This is a genomic window from Streptomyces apricus (genome assembly GCF_008369065.1).
GTDB classification, from domain to species: Bacteria; Actinomycetota; Actinomycetes; order Streptomycetales; family Streptomycetaceae; genus Streptomyces; species Streptomyces apricus.
Genome location: NZ_VDFC01000085.1, coordinates 37452 through 45349, shown reverse-complemented (window position 1 = coordinate 45349; position 7898 = coordinate 37452). Strand labels below are relative to the sequence as shown.

Annotated in this window: 6 protein-coding genes; 1 reads left to right on the top strand and 5 read right to left on the bottom strand. The window is 73.1% G+C overall.

Annotated elements, in window-relative coordinates; all coding sequences use genetic code 11:
• Window positions 1-321 precede the first annotated feature (321 nt).
• Complete coding sequence (locus tag FGF04_RS36615; RefSeq protein ID WP_149515714.1) at window positions 322-1242, top strand: hypothetical protein; 921 nt, start codon at window positions 322-324, stop codon at window positions 1240-1242.
• A gap of 61 nt (window positions 1243-1303) precedes the next feature.
• On the opposite strand, the gene FGF04_RS36610 is transcribed toward FGF04_RS36615, so the two are convergent.
• From FGF04_RS36610 to FGF04_RS36590, 5 genes are all read right to left on the bottom strand, one after another.
• A complete protein-coding gene (locus FGF04_RS36610; protein ID WP_149515713.1) occupies window positions 1304-1951 on the bottom strand; it encodes a LutC/YkgG family protein in 648 nt (215 codons plus the stop codon).
• Window positions 1948-3477, bottom strand: a complete 1530-nt coding sequence (locus tag FGF04_RS36605; protein ID WP_149515712.1) for a LutB/LldF family L-lactate oxidation iron-sulfur protein — start codon at window positions 3475-3477, stop codon at window positions 1948-1950. Before FGF04_RS36605 ends, FGF04_RS36610 begins: the two co-directional genes overlap by 4 nt.
• Complete coding sequence (locus tag FGF04_RS36600) at window positions 3474-4226, bottom strand: (Fe-S)-binding protein (RefSeq protein ID WP_149515711.1); 753 nt, start codon at window positions 4224-4226, stop codon at window positions 3474-3476. Before FGF04_RS36600 ends, FGF04_RS36605 begins: the two co-directional genes overlap by 4 nt.
• 153 nt (window positions 4227-4379) lie before the next feature.
• Window positions 4380-5813, bottom strand: coding sequence for a rhamnulokinase (locus tag FGF04_RS36595; protein WP_149515795.1), 1434 nt, complete (start codon window positions 5811-5813; stop codon window positions 4380-4382).
• 23 nt (window positions 5814-5836) lie between these two features.
• Window positions 5837-7888, bottom strand: a complete 2052-nt coding sequence (locus tag FGF04_RS36590) for a bifunctional aldolase/short-chain dehydrogenase (protein WP_149515710.1) — start codon at window positions 7886-7888, stop codon at window positions 5837-5839.
• Window positions 7889-7898 lie beyond the last annotated feature (10 nt).

The following is a 7898-nucleotide window of genomic DNA, read 5'->3' as shown; positions in this document are numbered from 1 at the left end:
GCGAGCAGCAGCGGGCCCGTCCCGCCGAGAACGAGGCGGGCTGCGGTGCGGCGTGCGGTCGTCATGGGCGGCGATCCTCCTGGCGCGGCGGGCGGGGGGAACCCCGCTGTCCCTGAAGTACGGGAGGGGCGCGAGGGGCGTTCAACTCCCCCCGGACGAGAACCTCGTACGAGAGCCCCGTACGAGAGTTCTGTACGGGAGCTCTGCACGGGAGCCTTGTACGGCCGGCGCCCGCTGAAGTGACGGCTCCGTGACGTCGGTGACCGTACTGGTGCGGTGGGCCGCCTTCCCGTGGCGGGCGTCCGCCGGTACAGGTAGTCCATGGGGGACGACAACGGGGGAATCCGCCTGGCATGGCGGCGTGATTTACGTGAGACGCTCGGAGGGGCACACACCGAACTCGAACCGGGGAGCCTGGCGGACCTGGCGGCGGCGCCCGGACTGCGGGAGGCCTACCTGCGGTTCGGCACGGTGTTCCCCGAGGAGCAACTGCAACTGCAGGCGCTGTACGGGGAGTCGCAGCGCGCCTTCGAGGCGAGGACCCGGCAGGCGCTGGAGGTCACCGTCCGGCGCGTGCTGCTCAACGTCCTGGGCGACCAGCGGCTCGGGGCCGCGGAGCCCGACAGGCATCTGGCCGCCTACCTGGAACAGGAGATCCTCCGCATCCGGGTCCGCGTCGAACAGGACCGCGAACTGGCCGTCAACCGCGGCCTGAACCTCGGTTTCCTGCTCGGCATGGGGCTGCTGGTCGTGCTGCTGGTCGTGCCGCTGCTGGTGGGCGAGAGACTGCTCGGTCTCTGCGACGTGTCGCTGGGGTGCACCGACCGGTGGAGCCTGCTGGGCGCGCTGGTGTGCGGGGGCGCGGGAGCGTTCGGCGCGGTGTTCAGCGTCCTGACGCGGCTGCGCAACAAGGGCGACCAGCTGACGCGCCGGCCCGCCAACGGGTCGAGGGAGGCGGTGGCCCCCGCACAGGGCGCCCGCGCCGCGCGACGCGGCGGCGTCCACCGCGTCCTCATCGGCTGGATGCTCGCCATCGCCGTCTACCTGCTGCTCAGCAGCGGCCTCGTCACCGTGATCGAGGTACCGGCGGGCATCGCCGACATCTGTTCCGCGCAGGACCACGCGGCCTCGGCGGGCACCGCGTTCTGGGGCTTCTGGGGCGCGGTCGGCTTCCTGGCGGGCTTCAACGAACGCTGGGCCTACGGACTGGTGGGACGGGGCGGCACGGCACGCAAGGCATGACGCGGTACGGCGCGGTACGGCGCGCAAGGCATGACGCGGCTCGGCGGCGGCGCCCCGCCGGTCACTCCCCGCTCACCAGCACCACCTCCAGGGTGCGCGGCCCGTGCACCCCCTCGACCCGGTCGAGTTCGATGTCGCTGGTGGCGGACGGGCCCGAGATCCAGGTCAGCGGACGGGCCGGGTCGAGGCGCTCCAGCCCCTGCGGCACGGAGGACACGACTTGGGCGGGCACGCGCACGACACAGATGTGGTGGTCCGGGACCAGGGTGAGCCGGCGGCGCCCTTGATCCGGGCTCCCGTCCAGCACGAGGGTGCCGGTCTCGGCGATCGCGACGGCGCACGCCGTGACCACGCTGTCGACGCGGTCCAGGTCGGCCGGGGTGTCCGCGGCGCTGTCGGGCACCCGGGTGACCTCGGTGGCCGCGAGCCACGCCGGGTCCAGGCCCGCCGGTACGGCGACCGACGCCGAGCCCCGATCGGCCAGCAGCCGGGCGATCGTCGCCGCCAGTTCCCCGGCCGTGCAGTGGTGCACGAGCGCCCGGTAGTCCGCCAGGTTCTCCGCCAGCAGGTCCACCGTCTGCGCGACGCTCCGGTTCCCGTGCTCGCGCAGGTAGCCGCGCTCGAAGGCCCGCTCGTACGGCGTGCCGTCCCGGGGCACGTCGGCGATCGCCCGCCGCACCCGGGCCAGGATCAGGTCCCTGCTGCTCACTTCGCCGCGTCCTTTCCGTCCTGCGCCCCGCCCCGTGTCCCGTCCTGTGTCCTGTCCTGATTCCCGCCCCGCGTGCGCTGCCACCAGTCGCGGAACGGTTCCGCGGGCACCGTGGGCACCGCCCGGCTGTCGCTCCACGCCCTGCCCGGTCCCGGCAGCGTCCGCGGGTGGAAGCGGCGCGTGCGCGACGCGAGCCGCTGGCCGGCGCGCAGCGCGCCCGGACGGCTGAACGCCCAGCGCGCCGCGCGCATCGCCGCCCGCTCGGCCGCGTGCCCCTTGGCCGGCTTGACGACGACCTTGGCGCCCTCTCGGGTCACCGGACCGCCCTGCACGACCCGTTCCCGCAGGTGGACCAGCACCTCCGGGATGTCGATGGCCACCGGGCACACGTCGTAGCAGGCGCCGCACAGCGAGGACGCGTACGGCAGCGAGGCGTCGATCTCGCTCCCGGTGCCCCGCAGTTGAGGGCTCAGGATGGCGCCGATCGGGCCCGGGTAGACCGAGCCGTACGCGTGGCCGCCCGCCCGCTCGTACACCGGGCAGACGTTGAGGCACGCCGAGCAGCGGATGCAGCGCAGGGCTTGGCGGCCGACCTCGTCGGCGAGGGTGTCGGTGCGGCCGTTGTCGAGCAGGACCAGGTGGAAGTTCTGCGGCCCGTCGTCGTCCGTGGTGCCCGTCCACGTCGAGGTGTACGGGTTCATCCGCTCAGCGGTCGAGGAGCGGGGGAGGGTCTGCAGGAAGACCTCCAGGTCCTGCCAGGTCGGCACGATTTTTTCGATGCCGACGACCGAGATCAGCGTCTCGGGCAGGGTCAGGCACATCCGGCCGTTGCCCTCGGACTCCACCACGACCAGGGTGCCGGTCTCGGCGACCATGAAGTTGGCGCCGGAGATGCCGACCTTGGCGCGCAGGAACTTCTCGCGCAGGTGCAGGCGCGCCGCCTCGGCCAGCTCGGCGGGCGTGTCGGTCAGGCCCTCCGGGGCCGGGCGGCCCCACGCGCCCATCTCGCGCGCGAAGATGTCGCGGATCTCGCCGCGGTTGCGGTGGATGGCCGGGACGAGGATGTGCGAGGGCCGGTCCTCGCCCAGCTGCACGATCAGCTCGGCGAGGTCGGTCTCGTAGGCGCGGATGCCCTCGGCCTCCAGCGCCTCGTTCAGGCCGATCTCCTGCGTGGCCATCGACTTGACCTTGACGACCTCGCTCTCGCCGGTCTCCTTGACCAGCCGCGTGACGATGCGGTTCGCCTCGTCCGCGTCGGCGGCCCAGTGCACGGTGCCGCCCGCCGCCGTGACCGACTCCTCCAGCCGCACCAGGTAGGTGTCGAGGTTGCGGAGGGTATGGTCCTTGATCTGCTTGCCGGCCTCGCGCAGTTCGGCCCAGTCGGAGACCTCCGCGACCGCGTTCGCGCGCTTGGCGCGGATGGTGTGCGTCGCGTGGCGCAGGTTGCCGCGCAGGGTCTGGTTGCGGACGGCTTCGTGCGCGGCCTCAGGGAAGGCCGGCATGCCGAGGTACGTCCCGCCGCTCATACCGCTTCCTCCTCCGTGCTCGCCAGGATCTCCGCGATGTGCACCGGGCGCATGCCCGTCCGGAGCCGGGTCATGGTGCCGCCGATGTGCATGAGGCAGGAGTTGTCGGCGGCGCACAGCACGTCGGCGCCGGTCGACGCGGCGTTGCGGACCTTGTCGGCGCCCATGGCCGCCGACACGTCGGAGTTCTTCAGGGCGAAGGTGCCGCCGAAGCCGCAGCACTCGTCGGCGCCCGGCAGCTCCTTCAGCTCCAGCCCCTTGACGGACCGGAGCAGTCGGCGCGGGCGGTCGCCGAGGCCGAGACTGCGCAGACCGTGGCAGGTGGGGTGGTAGGTGACGGTGTGCGGGTAGTACGCGCCCACGTCCGTCACGCCCAGCACGTCCACCAGGAACTCGGTCAGCTCGTACGTCTTCGGTACGACCGGGGCCAGGGCGGTGGCCAGGCCCTCGCCGCGGCCCTCGGCGCGGGCGCGCGCCCCCATCCTCGGGTACAGCTCACGCACCATCGCGCCGCACGACCCGGAGGGGGTGACGATCGCGTCGTACCCGCCGAACACCTCGGCGAAGTGCCGGGCCAGCGGTTCGGCCTCGTGCCGGTACCCGGTGTTGTAGTGCGCCTGCCCGCAGCAGGTCTGCGCCATCGGGAAGTCGACGTCGACGCCCAGTCTGGTCAGCAGTCTCACCACGGCGCGGCCGGTGTCCGGATAGAGCGTGTCGTTGACACAGGTCAGGAACAGGGCGACACGCATCGCGGCTCCTTGGGGTGGGTCGTCGGATGGATGCACCGTACGCGGCGCTGAGCTGTGCCGGAATGGGGTGCGTTGTCGGGTGCGGGTCTGTTGTGGCTGGTCGCGCAGTTCCCCGCGCCCCTGACGGGGCGCCCTTGCTGGGGCGGTTTCATGTCATTGGGTCAGACGGCTCTCCGCCGCCTGCCACTGCGCCGTCGTGCCCCGGGGCTCGTAGCGGGTCAAGGGCTGGGTGCGGGACAGCAGGGCTCGCATCTCGGTGCGGTCGCCCGTCTGGTTCTGTGCCCGGGCCTGGACCAGGATGTTGCCCAGGGCCGCCGCCTCCGGTGGGCCCGCCACCACGGGGAGGCCGCAGGCGTCGGCCGTGAGGCGGCACAGCAGGGCGTTGCGGGCGCCGCCGCCGACGACGTGGACCACGTCGACCGGGTGGTCGGCCAGCTCCTGTGCCTGGAGGACCGCCCTGCGGTGGGCGAGGGCCAGCGAGTCGAGGATGCACCGGGTGATCTCGGCGGGCGAGCCGGGCACGGGCTGGCCCGACGCGCGGCAGGCGTCGGCGATCCGGGACGGCATCCGGCCGGGGGCCAGGAACGCCGCGTCCCCCGCGTCCACGACCGACCGCAGCGCCGGCACCCCGGCCGCGGCGGACAGCAGGTCGTCCAGGTCGGGGTTCCCCCACTCCCGCAGGCACTCCTGGAGCAGCCACAGGCCCATGATGTTGCGCAGGTAGCGGACCGTGCCGTCCAGGCCCAGCTCGTTGGTGAAGTTCGCCGCGCGGCTCGCCTCGGTGAGGACGGGGGCCGCCAGCTCCAGGCCCGCGAGGGACCAGGTGCCGGTGCAGATGTACGCGAACCGCTCGCCCACCGCCGGGACGGCCGCCACCGCGGAGGCCGTGTCGTGGGAGCCGACCGCCGTCACCGGCACCGGTCCCGTCAGGCCGGTCTCCTCCAGCACCCCGGGGCGCAGCAGACCGGCCGGGTCCCCGGGCCGCCGCAGCGGCGCGAAGAGGCCCAGGTCGATACCGAGGCGGGCGGCGAGGTCGTACGACCAGTCGCCGGTGCGCGGGTCGATCAGCTGGGTGGTGGAGGCGTTGGTCAGCTCGGTGCCCGCCTCGCCCGTCAGCCAGTACGTCAGCAGGTCCGGGACGAGCAGCAGGCGTTTCGCGTGCGCCAGTTGGGCGGAGGAGGCCGCCGCCACCAGCTGGTACAGCGTGTTGAAGGGGGCGTACTGGAGCCCGGTGGCCGCGTACAGCTCGGCGGCGGGCACGGTGGCCCACACCTTCTCCGCGACGCCCTGGGTGCGGGTGTCCCGGTAGTGCACCGGGTTGCCGAGCAGCGCCCCGTCGGCGTCGAGCAGGCCGTAGTCCACGGCCCAGCTGTCGATGCCGACCGAGTCGACCTGCCCGGCCGCGCGCAGCCCGTCCAGGACCCCCGCGTACAGGGACAGGATGTCCCAGCGCAGGCCCTCGGGGGTGCGCACCGGCCGGTTCGGGAAGCGGTGGGCCTCCGTCAGCTCCAGCGTGTCGGGGCCGACGCGGCCGACCATGACGCGCCCGCTGGACGCGCCGAGGTCGACCGCGGCGTACGACTTCACAGCCGCCTCCCGGGTGGGACCGGTCATCGGAGGAACGCGGCGGCGACGCCGGCGTCGACCGGGACGTGCAGACCGGTGGTGTGAGTGAGGTCGCCGCCCGTCAGCGCGAACACGGCGTTGGCGACGTGCTCGGGCAGCACCTCGCGCTTGAGGATGGTCCGCTGGGCGTAGAACTCGCCGAGCTTCTCCTCCTCGATGCCGTAGGTAGCCGCGCGCTGGGCGCCCCAGCCGCCCGCGAAGATCCCCGAGCCGCGGACGACGCCGTCGGGGTTGACGCCGTTGACGCGGATGCCGTGCTCGCCCAGCTCGGCCGCCAACAGCCTGACCTGGTGGGCCTGGTCGGCCTTGGTGGCCGAGTAGGCGATGTTGTTCGGACCCGCGAAGACCGCGTTCTTGGAGGCGATGTAGATGATGTCGCCCCCCAGTTCCTGCGCGATCATCACCCGGGCCGCCTCGCGGGAGACGAGGAAGGAGCCGCGGGCCATGATGTCGTGCTGGAGGTCCCAGTCCCTGGCCGTGGTGTCGAGGAGCGGCTTGGAGATGGAGATGCCGGCGTTGTTGACGACCAGGTCGACGCCGCCGAAGGCGAGCACCGCGGCCTTGAATGCCTCGGCGATCTGCTCCTCGGAGGTGACGTCCACGGTGACGGCGACGGCCTTGTCGGGACCGCCGAGCGAGGTGGCGACCTCGGCCGCGTTCTGCGCGTTCAGGTCCGCGACCACGACGCAGGCGCCCTCGGCGACGAGCCGCTCGGCGATCGCCTTGCCGATGCCGCTGCCGGCACCGGTCACGAGCGCGACCCGGGTGGCGAGCGGCCTGGGCTTCGGCATCCGCTGGAGCTTGGCCTCTTCGAGGGCCCAGTACTCGATGCGGAACTTCTCGGACTCCTCGATCGGCGCGTACGTCGAGACGGCCTCCGCGCCGCGCATGACGTTGATGGCGTTGACGTAGAACTCGCCGGCCACGCGCGCCGTCTGCTTGTCCTTGCCGAAGGAGAACATGCCGACACCCGGGATCAGCACGATCGCCGGGTCCGCGCCGCGCAGGGCGGGGGAGTCGGCGTCGGCGTGCCGGTGGTAGTAGGCCGCGTACTCCTCGCGGTACTGCGCGTGCAGCTCCTTCAGCCGGGCGACCGCCTCGGCCAGGTCCGCGGTCGGCGGCAGGTCGAGGACGAGCGGCCTGACCTTCGTGCGCAGGAAGTGGTCCGGGCAGGAGGTGCCGAGGGCGGCGAGGCGCGGGTGCTCGGCGCGCGCCAGGAAGTCGAGGACGGCCTCGGAGTCGGTGAAGTGGCCGACCTGGGGCCGGTCCTGCGAGGCCAGCGACCGGATGACGGGCGCGAGGGCCGCGGCCCGTTCCCGGCGCTCGGCGCCACCGAGCGCCGCGTACCCGTCGAGCACGGGCCCGAAGGGCTCGGCCTTGCCGCGCTCGGCGAGGAACTCCTCGGCGGTGCGGATGATGTGCAGCGAGTTGCGCTCGCACTCCTCGGCGGTGTCGCCCCAGGCGGTGATGCCGTGCCCGCCCAGGATGCAGCCGACGGCCTGCGGGTTGGCCTCCTTGACGGCGGCGATGTCCAGCCCCAGCTGGAAGCCGGGCCGGCGCCACGGCACCCACACCACGCTGTCCCCGAAGCACTCGGCGGTCAGCTTCTCCCCGTCGGCCGCGCAGGCGAGCGCGATCCCGGAGTCGGGGTGCAGGTGGTCCACGTGCGCGGCGCCGACCAGCCCGTGCATGGCGGTGTCGATCGACGGCGCCGCCCCGCCCTTGCCGTGCAGGCAGTAGTCGAAGGCGGCGACCATCTCGTCCTCGCGCTCGACGCCGGGATACACGTCCTTCAGCGCCAGCAGCCGGTCGACCCGCAGCACGGCGAGCCCGGCCTCGGTGAGGGTCCCCAGGTCACCGCCGGACCCCTTGACCCACATCAGCTCGACGTCGCCACCGGTCACGGGGTCGGTGCCGGTCCCCTTCGCGGAGGTGTTCCCGCCCGCGTAGTTGGTGTTCCGGGGATCGCCCCCGAGCCGACGGGACCGCCCGAGCAGAGCAGCGGCTTCAGGATGGAGAGGGGGACGGCTTGCCATGTTCCGGTTC

Coding starts and splice junctions, on each gene's coding strand:
- FGF04_RS36615 (WP_149515714.1), top strand. CDS start 322: ATGGGGGACGACAACGGGGGAATCCGCCTGGCATGGCGGCGTGATTTA.
- FGF04_RS36600 (WP_149515711.1), bottom strand. CDS start 4,226: ATGCGTGTCGCCCTGTTCCTGACCTGTGTCAACGACACGCTCTATCCG.
- FGF04_RS36590 (WP_149515710.1), bottom strand. CDS start 7,888: ATGGCAAGCCGTCCCCCTCTCCATCCTGAAGCCGCTGCTCTGCTCGGG.
- FGF04_RS36605 (WP_149515712.1), bottom strand. CDS start 3,477: ATGAGCGGCGGGACGTACCTCGGCATGCCGGCCTTCCCTGAGGCCGCG.